Source organism: Herbidospora mongoliensis (genome assembly GCF_001570545.1).
In the GTDB taxonomy this organism is placed as follows: domain Bacteria; phylum Actinomycetota; class Actinomycetes; order Streptosporangiales; family Streptosporangiaceae; genus Herbidospora; species Herbidospora mongoliensis.
The window spans coordinates 106,185-121,331 of the sequence record NZ_BBXD01000021.1; the positions used below are offsets into that span (position 1 = coordinate 106,185).

The window sequence follows — 15,147 nt, forward strand, 5'->3', positions numbered from 1 at the left end:
ACCGCGCCCGCCGGCGGTTTTGTCATGCCCTGTTCTTCAGGCAGATTCCGAGCGCGAGCCACGGTCGGCCTTCGGCCGCCCGCGTCTCGCTTACCGAACCACCAGCGCGCTGCCCCCGCCCCTTCGGGTGGGCTCGGCGACGGCCTGGATCTTGCCGTGCCGGAGGAACTCCAGCGCGGTCGCGGCGCCGATCTCCGGGGTGAGCGCGAATGTGTGACCCTTGGCGGTCAGCTCCGCGCCGTACTTGTCGATGAACGCCTGCTCGGCCTGAGTGGCCGTGATGTTGCGCTGTGAGGCTCGCGGGGCGGCCAGGGCGTCGGGCAGTGACATGCCGAACGTGAAGCGGTTGACCAGGATCTGCAGGACGGTCGTGATGATCGTCGCACCGCCGGGCGAACCGACCGCGAGCAGCGGCTTGCCGTCCTTCAGCACGATCGTCGGCGCCATCGAGGAACGCGGGCGCTTGCCGGGGGCGGGCAGGTTCGGGTCGGCCGGAGCCGGGCCGAAGGTGAAGTCGGTCATCTCGTTGTTGAGCAGGACGCCCCGGCCGGGCACCACGATCCCGGCGCCGCCGGTCTGCTCGATGGTGATGTTGTACGCGGCCACGTTGCCCCAGCGGTCGGTGGCGACCAGATGGGTGGTCTCGGGCCCTTCAGGCTGCTGCTCCTTGCTGTCGGGCGCGGGAGCCGGTGCGGCGCACGGGCCGTAGGCGCCGTCGGGCTGGCCGGGGGCGGCCGGGTGGGGCAGCGCGGTGTCGCCGATGAGACAGGCGCGCTCCTTGGCGTAGCTCTCGGAGAGGAGTTCCCGCAGCGGGACCTGCACGAAGGCGGGGTCGCCGACGTAGGCGTTGCGGTCGGCGAAGGCCAGGCGGCTGGCGTCGAGGTATTCGCTCAGGCCGACCGGGCCGACGTTCTCCAGGATGTTGAGCGCCTCACCGACGGTCGAGCCGCCGGAGGAGGGCGGGGCCATGCCGTAGACGTCGAGGCCGTTCCAGCGGACCTTGGTCGGCTCGGGGGTGAGCGCCTTGTAGGCCCGCAGGTCGGAGACCTCCATCAGGCCGGGCCTGACGTTCCGGGTCGAGCCGGGGGTGACGGGCGGGGTCTTGACGGTGGCGACGATCTCCTGGCCGAGCCTGCCGCCGTACAGCCACGACGGGCCCTTGTCGGCGAGTTCCTGGTAAGTGCGGGCCAGGTCGGGGTTCCGGAACGTCGAGCCGACCGGGGGCGGGGCGCCGTTCGGCAGGTAGAGGGCCGCCGTGGAGGTGAAGTCGGCGAAGCGGGCCGCGTTGGCGGCGGTCTGGTCGTAGAAGGTCTGGTCGACGACGAAGCCCTTGCGGGCCAGGTCGGCGGCGGGCTTCAGGGCTTTGCGAAGCGGCAGCGTGCCGTAGCGCCTGAGGGCCAGGTCCCACTGGGCCACGCTGCCGGGGACCCCGACCGACAGGCCGCTGGTGACGGCCTGGTCGAAGGGGATGCCCTCGAAGGTCGTCGGCGCCATCTTCGCGGGGGCGGTCTCGCGGCCGTCGATGTTGATCACCCGCCGCGAGCGGGAGTCGTAGTAGACGATGAAACCGCCTCCGGCCAGACCGGCCGAGTAGGGCTCGGTGACGCCGAGGGCGGCGGCTCCGGCGACGACGGCGTCCATGGCGTTCCCGCCGTCTTTCAGCACGCCGAGCGCGATCTTGCTGGCATCCAGGTCGACGGTGGCCACGGCGCCGCCGTAGCCCTCCGCGACCGGTTTCTTCTCAACTTGGGGCCGTGCCTGGGCGGGGGGCGCGACGAGCGCGCCCATCACGACGATCCCGAGCGCGGCGCCTGTGACGCGTCTCATGGCCACCTCCACTTTGTGATCATCCAAGGATGACCGGACATGTCAAGACCCGCTACGCCTTGAGGTGTACCCCGGGCTTCCCCCGCGGAGGGATGTCATGCCCCCTGAGGTCACCTAGCGTGGACGGGTGATGGAGCGCAGAGACGTCGTGCACGCGGCCGTGGCGGCGGTGGTGCAGGTCGTCGCGACCCAGGGCGCCCAGTGGGGCCAGCCCGACCGCACCCCGCTCGACTGGCGGGGATATCTGCTGCTGCTCGTCGGGCCGTTGATGATCCTGTGGATGCGCCGGCTGCCGGTCGTGCCGATGGTCGTCACCCTGGTGGCGACCTGGGTCTACATCTGGTGCGGCTTCCCCTACGGACCGGCCTTCGTGACGCCGATCATCATGATCGTCTACACCCTGGTCTCCGGGCACCGGCGGCCGGCGTGGATCGGGGGGCTGGCCACGCTGGCCTTCATGATCGCCTACACGACGTGGCTGATCCCCGCCCCGAGCGGTGTGCTCCACCAGGCCGGCATCGCGGCGTTCCTGCTGCTGGTGATGGTCTTCGCCGAGTGGATCCGGGCCATCCGCGAACGCCGGGCCGAGAACGCGCAGAAGGCGGCCGAGGAGGAGCGGCGGCAGGCCAGCGAGGAGCGGCTGAGCATGGCCCAGGAGCTCCACGACGTGCTCGCGCACAACATCTCGCTCATCCACGTGCAGGCCTCCACCGCGCTGCACCTGATCGAGAGCCATCCCGAGCAGGCCAGAAGCGCCCTGTCGACGATCAAGACGGCGTCCAAGGACGTGCTGAGCGAGATGCGCGGCGTGCTCGACGTGCTGCGCGAGGGCGCGCCCCGCAATCCGACGGCCGGGCTCGACCGGCTCGACGACCTGGTCGCCCGCAGCTGTCTCGACGTCGCGCTGACCCGCACCGGCGAGGTCAGATCTGTTCCCCACGGGCCCGATCGGGCGGCGTACCGGATCGTTCAGGAGTCCCTCACCAACGTGACCCGGCACGCGCCGGGTTCCAGGGTCGAAGTAGAGCTGGACTACGGCGAGAACGACCTCGGCATCACGATCACCGACGACGGCGCCGGGAAAACCGACGCGGTGACCGACCTGGGTGGCGGCAACGGCATCCCCGGCATGCGCGAACGCGCCTCCGCTTTGGGCGGTTCGCTGACGGCCGGTCCGTTCACTCCGGGTTTCCGGGTGTCGGCGACCCTCCCCATCCCTCCGAAGGAGAACCCGTGATCAGGATCCTGCTCGCCGACGACCAGGCGCTCGTCCGGGCGGGTTTCCGGGCGCTGCTCGACGCCCAGGACGGCATGGAGGTGGTCGCAGAGGCGGGCGACGGCGCGGAGGCCGTGCGGCTGGCCGGGGTGCACCAGCCCGATGTGGTGCTGATGGACATCCGGATGCCCGGCACCGACGGGCTGACGGCCGTCCGGCTGATGCCGCCGGGGCCGCGAGTGGTCATGCTGACCACCTTCGAGCTGGACGAATACGTCTTCGAGGCGCTCCGCGGCGGTGCCAGCGGGTTCCTGGTCAAGGACACGGAGCCGGCCGAGCTCATCCAGGCCGTCAGGGTGGTCGCGGGCGGCGCGGCGCTGCTGTCCCCCGGGGTGACCCGGCGGCTGATCGCCGAATACGCGTCGCGGGCGAAGGCGCCGGTCGTACCGAAGGAACTCGGCACCCTCACCGAGCGGGAACGCGAGGTGCTGGCCCTGGTGGGCAACGGGCTGACCAACGACGAGATCGCCGGGAAGCTGTTCATGTCGCCCGCGACCGCGAAGACGCACGTCAGCCGGGCCATGATGAAACTTCGGGCCCGCGACCGGGCCCAGCTCGTGGTGATCGCTTATGAGTCCGGCCTGGTCAGGCCGGGGTGGACGTGATGGAATTGGCCCGGTAAGCGCTTTCCGCGCCGGGCCAGGTGCGGAGGTAGTGGCATCTTCGCCACTTCTCGCGTCCGGCCGGTCACGTTAGGTTGCGCTGGTGATGGCCTTGTTCCTCGGCGGAGTGGGCGCCGGGTTGCTCGCGGGCTCCGTGTCGTGCACGGCAGTCCAGGGCGGGCTGATCGCGGGGGTCGACCGCATCTGGGCCTTCCTGGCCGGGCGGGCCGTCGTCCACGTCGCGCTGGGGGTGCTGCTCGGGCTGGCCGGCTCGGCGCTGGTGATCGCCCCGGTCGTGCGGGCGCTGGTCCTGGTCGTCGCGGGGGCCGGGGTGGTGGTCGCGGGGGTCGCGCTGCTGCGCAGGCCGATGGCGTGCCGGCCGTTGAAGGGGTCGCCGTTCGCGCGGGGGGCGGCGACGATCCTGGTGCCGTGCGGGGTGACGCTGACCACCGAACTCGGGGCGGTCTCCAGCGGGTCGGCGCTCGCGGGGGCGGTGCTGATGGGCGGGTTCGTGCTGGGGTCCTCCCCGGCGTTCGCCGTGGTGGGGATCATCCTGAAGCGGCTGGCCCGATGGGCGGGGGTGGTGGTGATCGCCGCCGGGCTCTTCACCGTCTTCTCGGGTGTACGCCTCGGCGGCTGGCTCCCCGACAGCCCCGCCGTCGCCGCGTCGGCCGGGAACGTGGTCTGGGCGACGCCCTCCGGGTTCCGGCCGAGCATGATCACCGCTCCGGCTCATGGGGAGATCTCGGTGATTTTCCGTACAGAGGGAAATCGGAGCTGCACCAGAACGGTCGCGATCGACGGCAGAGACATCGCCCTGCCGGAAACGGGCCAGGTCACGGTGCACCTGACGGCAAAAGCCCCGGGGACGATCAGATACTCGTGCGGCATGGGCATGTTCTCGGGATTCATCAGCATCCGCTGAAGTAAGAAACTGGTAATCACCCTCCGTGACCGGTCTGTTACATGCGACTCTGTCCGCCATGACAATGTGGCCTGAGGTGTCGGCCAGGACCGCACAGGTCCCGCCACCCCGCCCCGCCGCCGACGGCGAGGGCGACGATCTGCACGCCGCCGCTCAGGCGGGGGACGCCCGCGCGGCCCACCTGCTCGGCCGGCTCTACGCCCAGCGCGGCGACCGCTCGGCGGCCCGCCACTGGTGGGAGCGCGCGGCCGGGGCCGGAAACGTCGACAGCGCCTTCAACCTCGGTAAATGGCACGAGAAGCACGGGTCTCTCGACGAGTCCCTGCGCTGGTACGAACTGGCCGCCGGCGCCGGCGACGCCGAGGCCGCCGCCAACCTGGCCACCCTGCTGCTGGAGCAGAAGGGCGACGCCCCCGCGGCCTGGCAGTGGTACGAGACGGCCGCCACCGCCGGATCACGGCGCGCGTCGCGGCGGCTGGCGCTGCTCTGCGAAGACGCCGGAGAACTGACGCGGGCCCGCGACTGGCACCGCAGGGCCGCCCTCGACGGCGACCTGACCAGCGCCCACGACCTGGGCTTCCTGGGCTATTCGACCGGAGAGGAGGGCGACGCCCGCCACTGGTGGGAGTACGCCGCCCGCTGCGGCCACGCCGAGGCCGCCTACCACCTGGGCCTGCTGCTGCACGCGCTGCGCGACCCCGAGGGCGCCGAGGTGCTCTACCGGCTGGCCTCCCAGCACGACCACCCGGGCTCGGCCTCCCAGCTGGGCAACCTCGCGCTGGCCCGGCGCGACCTGCGTACCGCCCGCGCCTGGTTCGAACGGGCGGCGGGCACGGGCAGGGTCGACGACCAGCGGATGGCCGGCTTCGTCTGCGTGGAGTTGGACGACCCGCGCGCGGCCTCCCACTGGTTCGGCCGGGCGGCGGCTTCAGGGGACGCCGAGGCCGCGTACAACTTCGGGCTGTTGCTGATCGCCGAGCACGCCGACATGAGCGGCGGCGAGCACTGGCTGCGGCAGGCGGCCGCGCAGGGCCACTATCGGGCCGCGCTGGAACTGGCGACGCTGCTGACCGCCACCGACCGCGCCATCGAGGCCGAGCGGTGGAGCCACCTGCCGAAGACGCCCGGCTGGGACCGGCCCGCCGAGCCCGAACTGGCCGCGCGGGCCGAACTGGCCGTCGCGGCGGCCGGACGCCGCGGCGAGACCACCCTCGACGTGGCCGAGCTCAGCGAGATCCTCGGCACCTGGGACATGGTCACCCGGCGGCTGCGCGAGCCCATCGACCCGATCACCTGGCTGACCGACAAGAGCGGCCTGCACGCCACCGCGATCGAACACCTCGCGGCGGTCCGGGCCACCCTGCTACGACCGGGGACCGCCCCCTGGCCCGCGCCCATCGAAGTGGAGCGGGTCCTGGAGACGGCCCGGGAACTGCGGAAGAGGCTGGGCCTCAGTTAGGCCGCGATGACCTGGCCGACCGGGGTGTACGGAAGCTGGTGGGCCACCGCGACCGGCTCGTTGGTGACCAGGCCCTTGTGGGTGTTCAGCCCGAGCGCGAGCCCGGCGTCGCCCGCCAGCGCCGCCTTCCAGCCCTGGTCGGCCAGCTTGACCGCGTAGGGCAGGGTGGCGTTGGTGAGGGCGTAGGTGGAGGTGTTGGCCACCGAGCCCGGCATGTTGGCCACGCAGTAGAAGATCGAGTTGTGGACCGTGAAGGTCGGCTCGGCGTGCGTGGTCGGCCGGGAGTCCTCGAAGCAGCCGCCCTGGTCGATGGCGATGTCGACGAGCACCGAACCGGCCTTCATGCGGGACACCAGCGCGTTCGAGACGAGCTGGGGGGCCTTGGCGCCGGGGATCAGCACGGCGCCGATCACCAGGTCGGCCTCGATGCAGGCCTTCTCGATGGCGTACGACGTCGAGACCAGGGTCTTCAAGCGGCCCTGGTAGATCGCGTCGATGAAGCGCAGCCGGTCGATGTTGACGTCGAGGATGGTCACCTCGGCGCCCATGCCGACCGCGATCTGCGCGGCGTGGAGGCCCGAGACGCCGCCGCCGATGACGACGACCTTCGCCGGCGCCACGCCGGGCACGCCGCCCGGGAGCACGCCCCGGCCGCCGTTGAAGCGCATCAGGTTGTAGGCCCCCACCTGCGGGGCCAGCCGCCCGGCCACCTCGGACATCGGGGCCAGCAGCGGCAGCGAGCCGCCGACCTGGACCGTCTCGTAGGCGATGGCCGTGGTGCGGCTGTCGAGCAGCGCGTCGGTGCACGGCCGGGAGGCGGCGAGGTGGAGGTAGGTGAAGAGCACCTGGCCCTCGCGGAGGCGGTGGTACTCCTCGGCGATCGGCTCCTTGACCTTCAGGATCATCTCCGACTCGGCCCACACCTCGTCGGCCGTCTCGACGATCTTCGCGCCGGCCGCCAGGTATTCCTCGTCGGGGATGTGCGAACCGAGGCCCGCACCGCGCTGCACATGGACGTCATGACCGTGGTGAACCAGCTCATGGACGCCCGCGGGGGTCGCGGCGACACGATATTCGTGGTTCTTGACCTCGGCGGGCACGCCGATCTTCATCTTCCCGGTTCCTTTCTCAGAGCAGAGCCCAGGCTTCGGTGAGGACTCCGCGAAGGATGGATTCGATTTCGTCGAACTCCTTCTGGCCGCAGATGAGCGGCGGGGCGAGCTGGATCACGGGATCGCCGCGATCGTCCGCCCGGCAGTAAAGTCCTGCCTCGAACAGCGCCTTGGAGAGGAAGCCCCGGATGAGGCGCTCCGACTCGTCGGCGGTGAAGGTCTCTTTGGTGTTTTTGTCTTTCACGAGCTCGACGCCCCAGAAGAACCCGCTGCCCCGCACATCGCCGACGATGGGCAGGTCGTGCAGCCTTTCCAGGGTGGCGCGGAACGCGCCCTCGTTGCGGGTCACGTGACCCAGCAGGTCTTCGCGCTCGAACAGGTCGAGGTTGGCGAGTGCCACGGCCGCCGAGACGGGATGTCCGCCGAAGGTGTAGCCGTGGGCGAACATCTCGGTCCCCGATTTGAACGGCTCGAAGAGCCTGTCGGAGCAGATCATCGCTCCAAGTGGAGAATACCCGCTGGTCAGACCCTTCGCGGACGTGATGATGTCCGGTACGTAGTCAAATTTTTCCCCGGCGAACATGGTGCCGAGGCGGCCGTAGGCGCAGATGACCTCGTCCGAGACGAGCAGAACGTCGTATTCGTCGCAGATCTCGCGCAGCCGCTTGAAGTAGCCGGGCGGGGGCGGGAAGCAGCCGCCGGCGTTCTGGACCGGCTCGACGAAAACGGCGGCCACCGTGTCGGGGCCCTCCATCTCGATCGCGCGGGCGACCCGCTCGGCGGCCCAGAAGCCGAACTGCTCGGGGGTCATGCCGGGCACGCCGGTGATCTCGTCGGCCCGGTAGTAGTTGGTGTTCGGCACCCGGACCGAACCCGGCACCAGGGGCTCGAACATCTGCTTGAACAGGGGGATGCCGGTGATCGACAGGGCGCCCTGCGGGGTGCCGTGGTAGGCGATCTGGCGGCTGATGACCTTGTGCTTGAGCGGCTTGCCGGTCATCTTGAAGAACTGCTTGGCCAGCTTCCAGGCGGTCTCGACCGCCTCGCCGCCGCCTGAGGTGAAGAACACCCGGTTGAGGTCGCCGGGGGCGGCCTCGGCCAGCCTGGCTGCGAGCTCCACGGCCTTGGGATGGGCGTAGGACCAGAGCGGGAAGAAGGCCAGTTCCTGGGCCTGCTTGGCGGCCGCCTCGGCCAGTTCGCTGCGGCCGTGACCGGCCTGCACGACGAAGAGGCCCGCGAGGCCGTCGAGGTAGCGCTTTCCGTTGACGTCGTAGATGTAGGAACCCTCGCCCCGGACGATCATGGGGACGTCGGACTTCTCATAGGCGCCGTGGCGGGTGAAGTGCATCCAGAGGTTGTCGTGAGCGGCTCTCTGCAGGTCTTCCGGGTGCGTCATCTGCTTCTTCCCTAGGTGTCTGAGCTCCGCTTCAGTGTGCATTGCCTCCCGGACATCTGCCAAGCGAAAACGTGGTAGCAAATTGAAAGAGCTTCGGATTCCGCGATACCTACGTGTAAAGACAACGAAATTCGTCGGACATCTGGACCGTGCCGGGTTTGTGGTTCGATGGGGCGCATGACTCCTGGTGACATCGAAGACGCCGTCGCCGCCGCCATGCCCCGTGCGGTGGAGGACCTCAAGGCGCTGGTCTCTGTTCCGTCGGTCGCGTTCCCCGGGCATCCCGAGGAGGCCGTGCTCAAGGCCGCCTCGGCCGTGGAGTCGCTGCTGCGCGACGCCGGGCTGCCGACCGTCCGGCAGATCCCGGTCGCGGGGAGCTTCCCCGCCGTCTACGCCGAGGCCCCGGCGCCTCCCGGCGCCCCGACCGTTCTGCTGTACGCCCATTACGACGTCCAGCCGCCCGGCGACCCCGCCCTGTGGAACACCCCGGCGTTCGAGCCCACCGAGATCGACGGCGCCATATACGGCCGTGGTGCCGCCGACGACAAATCCGGCATCATCACCCACCTCACCGCGCTGCGCGCCTTCAACGGCCGCTTCCCCGTGGGCGTGCGGGTAATCATCGAGGGCCAGGAGGAGTACGCCGGTGAGCGCCTGGAGGCGTTCGTCGAGGAGAACCCCGACCTGGTCAGGGCCGACGCGATCATCGTGGCCGACTGTGGCAACCCCGCCGTGGGCGACCCGGCGGTGACGACCTCGCTGCGCGGCATGGCGGCCGTGACCGTCGAGGTGCGCACCCTTCAGGACGCCCTGCACAGCGGCTCGTTCGGCGGGCCCGCCCCCGACGCGCTGTCGGCGCTGATGCGGATGCTGGTCGCCCTCCACGACGACAACGGCGACCTGCGCGTCCCCGGCCTCGAGAAGGGTGTCTTCGACGGCGACGCCGGCACCGACGAGGAGTTCCGCGAGGGCGCGGGCGTGCTCGACGGGGTCTCCCTGGTCGGCACCGGCTCGGTCGCCGACCGCATCTGGGGTTCCTACGCGATCACCGTGACCGGCCTCGACGTGCCGACGGTCTCGGGCGCGGTCAACGCCATCCAGGCGGTGGCACGGGCCCGGGTGACCATCCGCGTCCCGGCCTCGAACGACCCGAAAACGGCTCTCTCCGACGTGACCGCGTTCCTGGAGGCGAACGCCCCTTGGGGCGCGCACGTGACCTTCTCCGACGTCTCGGTGGGCTCTGGCTTCCAGGCTCCGGCCGGCGGCCCGGCGCGTAAGGCGCTCGACCGGGCCATGACACGGGCGTTCGGCCGTGAGCCGCGCGACGTGGGTCAGGGCGGTGGCATCCCGCTGGTCGCCACCCTCCAGCGCCAGTTCCCCGACGCCGAACTCCTGCTCTTCGGCTGCGAAGACGAGGCCGCCCGCATCCACGCGCCCAACGAGCGCGTCGTGATCGAGGAGCTGCGCCGCGTCGCCACCAGCGAGGCGCTGTTCCTTTTGGAGTACGGCACGGCGTAAGAACTTTGGCGGGTCCCCATTCGTCGGGATATATACCGACACTCGTGGGAGGCCCGTGTGCGCCGTCGAACCCGCTATTCGGCCTTACTAGTCGCCGCCATCGTCGCGGGCGCGTTCGTCGTGGTGGTGCGGACGGTCCAGGCCGGACCGGAGTGCACCCCCTCGAAGGCCGGCCTGCGGATCGCGGCGTCGAGCGAGAAGGCCGAGCTGTTACGTCAGATGGCGGCCGACTACTCGCTCAAGGGCTGCGGCAAGGTGACCGTGGTGACGATGGCGTCCGGAGCCGCTCTGGACGCCATCGCCGACGGATGGTCCCGTGGCGACGGCGCACGGCCGGATGTGTGGAGCCCGGCGGCGTCCGGGTGGCTGACCCTGCTGCGGCAGCGTTCCCCCTCGGCGCCCGTCGCGGCGCAGAACCCGTCGATCACCAAGACGCCGCTGGTCATCGCGATGCCCGAGCCGATGGCCCAGGCGCTGGGGTGGCCGGAGAAGGCGCTCGGGTGGGGTGACGTGCTGAAGCTGGCCTCCGACGAGAAGGGGTGGGCGCGGCACGCGCACCCCGAGTGGGGCGCCTTCCGGCTCGGCAAGACGCATCCCGAGTTCTCCACGTCGGGGCTGAACGCGACCATCGGGGCGTATGTCGCGGCGACGGGGCTCTCCGGCGATCTGACCACACGCGACGTGGCCTCTCCGGCGGTGCGGCGATTCGTGCAGGGGGTGGAGCGGTCGATCGTCCACTACGGGGACACGACGCTCACCTTTCTCTCCAATCTGCTGCGGGCCGACGACGCGGGGGCGGCCATGTCGTACATTTCCGCGGTGACCGTCGAAGAGAAATCGGTCTGGGACTACAACCAGGGCAATCCGACGGGTGACCCGGCGACTCTGGGGCAGCACGACGAACCGAAGGTGCCGCTCGTCGCCATCCACCCCAAAGAGGGCACGCTCTTGTCCGACAACCCCTACGCCGTACTGAAATGGACCTCCGCCGCCAAGCGCCAGGTGGCGGCCGACTTCCTGACGTATCTGCGGGCGCCGTCGCAGCAGAAGACCTTCACCGACCACGGCTTCCACCGGTTCGACGAGACCCTGCCCGCGAAGATCCTCCAGGTGCCGGCGCCCAAAGTGCTCGACGCGGTCCTGGCGAGCTGGGCCGAACTACGCAAACCGGCCAACGTGCTGATGGTCATGGACGTGTCCGGTTCGATGGAGGCGTCCGCATCCGGTACGGGCAAGTCGAAGCTCGCCCTCGCCCAGGCGGCGGCCAAACGGGCCGTCGGCGACTTCGGGCCACGGGATCGGGTCGGGCTGTGGTCGTTCTCGACGGGATACGACGAGCTCGTCCCCGTCGCCGCGGGCACCCACGACGACCTGCGCGCCGAGATCGACCGGCTGCGTCCCCGTGGTGCCACGGGTCTGTACGACACGGCCCTGGCGGCGGTCGAACACGTACAGAAACAGGCTCGAAGCGACACCATCAACGCCGTGGTGCTCCTCACCGACGGACGCAACGAGGTCCAGCAGTCGATCTCCCTCGACCACCTCCTGAAGGGTCTGCGCGGGGAGGACCCGGTGCGGGTCTTCACCATCGCCTACGGCGCCGACGCCGACCTGGAGACCCTGGAGACCATCTCCGAGACGACCCGGGCGACCTCCTACGACTCCCGCGACCCCGGCGTGATCGACCGGATCTTCACGGAGGTGATCGCCAATTTCTAGGTTCGCCAACCCGTGGGCGCTCCTGCTGGCCGCCGCCATGGGCTTCGCCGCACTGGCCCTCCGCGTGTCCATCCCGGCCGCCGCCGTCCTCGCGCTGGTGGGCTGGCTCACGGTCACCCTGCTGTCCTCCCCCGACGCCGACGAACCCGTCGCGCCCGCACCGGTCACCGGCGGCAGCGCGGAGGACCGCGCCCTGGTCAGGGCCGAACGCGCGGCGGCCACCTTCGCCGAGCTGACCGAGTCGATGCGCGGCCGGTTGCTGATGGATCCGGTGGCGGCGATGAAACCGCAGGTCGACGACACCGTGGCCACCTTGCGCCGGCTGGCCGCTCACACGTCGGTCACGACGGCGGCGCTCGGCCGCCTCGACGCCGACTTCCTGCGCCAGGAACGGTTACGGCTGACCCACGCGCGGGAGTCGGCCCGGCCGGAGATCGCCGACGAACTCGACCGCGCGATCAGCGCCCTGACCGCGCAGGAACAGGTGCACGCCCGGCTGTCCTCGACGCGGGAACGCCTGCTGGTCCGGCTGGAGTCGACCGTGATCATCCTGGAGGGGCTGGTGGCACGGGTGATCGAACTGTCGGCGATGGACGTGACCAGCGGCGCAGACACCTCGACAGCCCTCGACCGACTGACCGCCGACCTGGAGATCACCCGCCAGAGCCTGCACGAACTCGACCAGTCAACCCGCGACGACCTGACCTGACCTGATCCGGCCTCCGGCCGGAAATTTCGGCTTATGCTCCGCTCTCCTGGAAGATCGCCGCTAGTTCCGCCGGGCCCGCGTTCCCGCCCGACACGACGATGGCGACCTTCCTGCCCGCGAACTCCTCACGCCGCGCCAGCACCGCCGCCAGCGCCGCCGCGCCCGCTCCTTCGGCCAAGGTGTGGGCGTGGGTGAGCAGGAGGCGCTGGGCGTCGCGGATCTCGTCGTCGGTGACCAGCAGGAAGTCGGTCAGCAGTTCGCGCATCACCGCCTGCGGCAGCGCGTAGGCGGAGCCGGTGGCCAGACCGTCCACCCGCGTTTTCATCGGGCGCAGCACCATCTCGCCGAGCCGCCACGAATCGTGCGCCGCCGGGGCGGCGGAGGACTGCACGCCGATCACCTGACACCCGGGGGCGAGCGCCCGCGCCACCAGACAGGCGGCGGCGGCGCCGGTTCCGCTGCCGACCGGGACCACGATCGCGTCGAGGTCCGGCTGGGCACGGAGGATCTCCAGGTAGAGGGTCCCGACCCCGGCGATGATCTCGGGCTCGTCCGCCGGGCTGATGAGACGGCGTCCGAGGCGGTCGGCCTCCGCGCGGGCCGCGCCGGCCGCCTCGACCATGGTCGCTCCCCCGACGACGACCGTCGCCCCCAGCGCCTCGACGGCGGCGACCTTGGACGGGTTCGGGTTCTCCGGCATCACGATCGCGCACGGCACCCCGAACAGCCGCGCCCCGAAGGCGATCGACTGGGCGTGGTTCCCGGTCGAGTAGGCCACCACTCCACGGTCCCGGTCGGGCAGGGCGGCGAGGAGGGTGATGCCGCCGCGCACCTTGAAGGCGCCGATCGGCTGGGTGTTCTCGTGCTTGACCCAGAGTTCCGCCCCGGCGACCGAGTTGAGCACGGGGTAGCTCCACATAGGCGTCGGCGGGATGTGCCCGGCGAGGAGGGAGGCGGCCCGGAGGATGTCACGCATGTCCGTCATGCAGACCAGCGTGAACCCACCTGCATTGATAGGTCCAATAGGGGTTTGCGGCAAAACCCATAGACGGCGTCGATATGTCCCTGACGGGTAGCATCGATGGGGTGCTGGACCCCGTTCGCCTGAGGGTACTCGTCGCCGTCGCCCGCACCGGTTCGCTCACCGCGGCCGCCAAGGAACTCCACTACGCCCAGCCCTCCGTCAGCCACCACCTCGCCCGCCTGGAAGCCGAGACCGGCGCCAAGCTGCTGCAACGCGTCGGACGCGGCGTCCGGCTGACCGACGCCGGCAGGTTGCTGGCCGAACGCGCCGCCGAGATCCTCGGCCGCCTCGACTCCGCCGCCGCCGAACTCGAGGCGCTCATCCAGCTCAGGGCCGGCCGCGTCCGGCTGGCCGCGTTCCCCTCGGCGATGGGCACGTTCGTCCCCGAGGCCGGGATCAGGCTCGCCGAGGCGTATCCGGGCGTGGAACTGCACATCGTCGAGGCCGAGCCGCCCGAGGCGCTGAACATGATCAGGTCCGGCGAGGCCGACGTCGCGGTGGTCTTCGGCTACGGCCCGGGCGAAGAGCCCGACATCCGCACCCGGCACCTGTTCGACGACCCCGGCCACCTGGTCCACCTCGACGGCCCGACCCTCAAGGACCACAAGGACGGCCAGTGGATCGCCGGATGCGAGCGCTGCCGCCGCCACCTGCTCGACATCTGCGCCCAAGAGGGCTTCACCCCGAACATCACCTTCACCACCGACGACTACGTCGCCGTCCAGGCGATGGTCGCCGCCGGGCTCGGCGTGGCGCTGCTGCCGTCGCTGGCGCTGCGCGCCCACCGGCACCCGAAGGTGCGGACGGCCGAACTGCCAGGCTCGATCCGGCACGTGTACGCCGCCACCTACGGCGCCCCGCCCGATCCACCGGCCACCCTGGCACTACTGGAAGCGCTGTCAAAACCGCTGGCCTGACAGCGGCGTAAATCCCTATCCTCACCGCATGCCCGATTTGTCGACGCTAGCCGTCTTCTCCGTCGCCACCCTGGCGCTGCTGCTCGTACCCGGCCCCGCCGTGGTCTACATCGTCACCCGCAGCGTCGCCCAGGGCCGTGCGGCCGGGCTGGTGTCGGTCCTCGGCGTGCACACCGGCTCGCTCGTCCACATCGCCGCCGCCGCGCTGGGCATCAGCGCGATCCTGGCCGCCTCGGCGACCGCGTTCACCATCGTCAAGTACGCCGGCGCCGCCTACCTCGTCTACCTGGGCATCCGCAAGCTCATGGACCGGAGTTCGGCCGAGGAGGCCGTCGTCACGACCACCCCGAAGAGCCGCCTGTTCGGCGAGGGCTTCGTGGTGAACGTCCTCAACCCGAAGACCGCCATCTTCTTCCTGGCCTTCCTCCCGCAGTTCGCCGACCCGCACGCCGGCCCGCTGGCCCCGCAGATCGTGCTGCTCGGCATGATCTGGATCGTCCTCGGCATGGCCAGCGACGGCACCTACGCCCTGGCCGCATCCGCCCTGGCCGGACGCGTCAAGAGCTCGGCGAAGGCCCGTCGACGGCTCGACGTCGGCAGCGGCGTGGTCTACATCGGGCTCGGCGCGGTGGCCGCGTTCACCGGCGAGCCGTCGAAGTAGCG

At 70.6% G+C, this 15,147-nt stretch carries 13 protein-coding genes; 9 read left to right on the top strand and 4 right to left on the bottom strand.

The features are described 5' to 3' along the window. Positions 1-90: 90 nt before the first annotated feature. Entirely contained in the window at positions 91-1,827 is a 1,737-nt protein-coding gene (gene ggt, locus AW272_RS31100) for a gamma-glutamyltransferase (protein ID WP_066373095.1), read from the bottom strand. 130 nt (positions 1,828-1,957) lie between these two features. Between ggt and AW272_RS31105 the strand changes: the two genes are divergently transcribed. From AW272_RS31105 to AW272_RS31120, 4 genes are all read left to right on the top strand, one after another. Beyond that, positions 1,958-3,064, top strand: a complete 1,107-nt coding sequence (locus AW272_RS31105; RefSeq protein WP_066372866.1) for a sensor histidine kinase — start codon at positions 1,958-1,960, stop codon at positions 3,062-3,064. Continuing rightward, a complete protein-coding gene (locus tag AW272_RS31110) occupies positions 3,061-3,708 on the top strand; it encodes a response regulator transcription factor (protein WP_066372867.1) in 648 nt (215 codons plus the stop codon). Before AW272_RS31105 ends, AW272_RS31110 begins: the two co-directional genes overlap by 4 nt. Positions 3,709-3,811: 103 nt before the next feature. Next, positions 3,812-4,630, top strand: coding sequence for a sulfite exporter TauE/SafE family protein (locus AW272_RS31115; RefSeq protein ID WP_083958882.1), 819 nt, complete (start codon positions 3,812-3,814; stop codon positions 4,628-4,630). A 58-nt stretch (positions 4,631-4,688) separates the two neighbouring features. Beyond that, positions 4,689-6,089: an SEL1-like repeat protein gene (locus AW272_RS31120; protein WP_066372871.1), complete on the top strand. Its 1,401-nt coding sequence runs from the start codon at positions 4,689-4,691 to the stop codon at positions 6,087-6,089. Here AW272_RS31120 and ald read toward each other — a convergent pair. Further along, the gene (gene ald, locus AW272_RS31125) at positions 6,086-7,201 is read right to left on the bottom strand and encodes an alanine dehydrogenase (RefSeq protein WP_066372873.1); all 1,116 of its coding nucleotides are present in this window, start codon (positions 7,199-7,201) and stop codon (positions 6,086-6,088) included. The genes AW272_RS31120 and ald overlap by 4 nt on opposite strands. Positions 7,202-7,217: 16 nt before the next feature. Continuing rightward, positions 7,218-8,597 (bottom strand): aspartate aminotransferase family protein, encoded by a 1,380-nt coding sequence (locus AW272_RS31130; RefSeq protein WP_066372876.1) that lies wholly within the window; start codon positions 8,595-8,597, stop codon positions 7,218-7,220. A gap of 177 nt (positions 8,598-8,774) precedes the next feature. Between AW272_RS31130 and AW272_RS31135 the strand changes: the two genes are divergently transcribed. The 3 genes from AW272_RS31135 to AW272_RS31145 are packed head-to-tail and all read left to right on the top strand — an operon-like array spanning position 8,775 to position 12,543. Then, entirely contained in the window at positions 8,775-10,115 is a 1,341-nt protein-coding gene (locus AW272_RS31135; RefSeq protein WP_066372877.1) for a M20/M25/M40 family metallo-hydrolase, read from the top strand. Between the two features lie 57 nt (positions 10,116-10,172). Next, a complete protein-coding gene (locus tag AW272_RS31140; RefSeq protein ID WP_157518912.1) occupies positions 10,173-11,834 on the top strand; it encodes a substrate-binding and vWA domain-containing protein in 1,662 nt (553 codons plus the stop codon). Between the two features lie 37 nt (positions 11,835-11,871). Continuing rightward, positions 11,872-12,543, top strand: a complete 672-nt coding sequence (locus AW272_RS31145) for a hypothetical protein (protein WP_066372880.1) — start codon at positions 11,872-11,874, stop codon at positions 12,541-12,543. A gap of 31 nt (positions 12,544-12,574) precedes the next feature. Here AW272_RS31145 and AW272_RS31150 read toward each other — a convergent pair whose 3' ends face one another. Continuing rightward, on the bottom strand, positions 12,575-13,528 hold the full coding sequence (locus tag AW272_RS31150) for a threonine ammonia-lyase (RefSeq protein WP_066372882.1): 954 nt from the start codon (positions 13,526-13,528) through the stop codon (positions 12,575-12,577). 101 nt (positions 13,529-13,629) lie between these two features. On the opposite strand from AW272_RS31150, the gene AW272_RS31155 reads away from it, so the two are divergent. Both AW272_RS31155 and AW272_RS31160 read left to right on the top strand, forming a co-directional pair. Beyond that, positions 13,630-14,484, top strand: coding sequence for a LysR family transcriptional regulator (locus tag AW272_RS31155; protein ID WP_066373098.1), 855 nt, complete (start codon positions 13,630-13,632; stop codon positions 14,482-14,484). A 28-nt stretch (positions 14,485-14,512) separates the two neighbouring features. Then, entirely contained in the window at positions 14,513-15,145 is a 633-nt protein-coding gene (locus AW272_RS31160; RefSeq protein WP_066372883.1) for a LysE family translocator, read from the top strand. Positions 15,146-15,147: the final 2 nt, after the last annotated feature.

Bases quoted from the DNA above. Each gene is read 5' to 3' on its own strand.
- AW272_RS31150 (WP_066372882.1), bottom strand. From the start codon at position 13,528: ATGACGGACATGCGTGACATCCTCCGGGCCGCCTCCCTCCTCGCCGGG.
- AW272_RS31160 (WP_066372883.1), top strand. From the start codon at position 14,513: ATGCCCGATTTGTCGACGCTAGCCGTCTTCTCCGTCGCCACCCTGGCG.
- ggt (WP_066373095.1), bottom strand. From the start codon at position 1,827: ATGAGACGCGTCACAGGCGCCGCGCTCGGGATCGTCGTGATGGGCGCG.
- AW272_RS31105 (WP_066372866.1), top strand. From the start codon at position 1,958: ATGGAGCGCAGAGACGTCGTGCACGCGGCCGTGGCGGCGGTGGTGCAG.
- AW272_RS31135 (WP_066372877.1), top strand. From the start codon at position 8,775: ATGACTCCTGGTGACATCGAAGACGCCGTCGCCGCCGCCATGCCCCGT.
- ald (WP_066372873.1), bottom strand. From the start codon at position 7,201: ATGAAGATCGGCGTGCCCGCCGAGGTCAAGAACCACGAATATCGTGTC.
- AW272_RS31130 (WP_066372876.1), bottom strand. From the start codon at position 8,597: ATGACGCACCCGGAAGACCTGCAGAGAGCCGCTCACGACAACCTCTGG.
- AW272_RS31145 (WP_066372880.1), top strand. From the start codon at position 11,872: ATGGGCTTCGCCGCACTGGCCCTCCGCGTGTCCATCCCGGCCGCCGCC.
- AW272_RS31115 (WP_083958882.1), top strand. From the start codon at position 3,812: ATGGCCTTGTTCCTCGGCGGAGTGGGCGCCGGGTTGCTCGCGGGCTCC.
- AW272_RS31120 (WP_066372871.1), top strand. From the start codon at position 4,689: ATGACAATGTGGCCTGAGGTGTCGGCCAGGACCGCACAGGTCCCGCCA.